The 287-nt window shown below is 65.5% G+C and carries 1 protein-coding gene; it reads right to left on the bottom strand.

Translation table 11 applies throughout. The annotated features are described in order from the left end of the window. Positions 1–287: hypothetical protein (locus tag EN824_RS35765; protein WP_210236406.1), on the bottom strand; the 287-nt coding region annotated here is incomplete at both ends.

Below are 287 nucleotides of genomic sequence, written 5' to 3'. Positions count from 1 at the left end.
GAGAATCGTTCTGCCGTCCGCATCGCCCGCACAGATCGACCACCATTGCGTGCCCTTGCCATCTGTTGCCTTGCTGGGCTCTGAAAGCTGGCCAAGCTGCGCCCGCGAAAGCACCTGTTGGTAGGCGACAGCCGATCCCGCGGCATTCGCAGGCTGCAATGGGAAGTCCGTCCAGGTCTGGGCAGTCGCACCCGCAACCTTGCCCGCATACTTGCGCTCAACCCAGAGCGGATTACCCACCGGCGTGCCGCGGGTGTGGTGCGGCCGAGCGTGTGCCTGGGTGTGGC

Source organism: Mesorhizobium sp. M8A.F.Ca.ET.181.01.1.1, assembly GCF_004792025.1.
Classification (GTDB): Bacteria; Pseudomonadota; Alphaproteobacteria; order Rhizobiales; family Rhizobiaceae; genus Mesorhizobium.
Note: the sequence above shows the minus strand (reverse complement) of the source record. Positions and strands in the feature narration are given on the sequence as shown.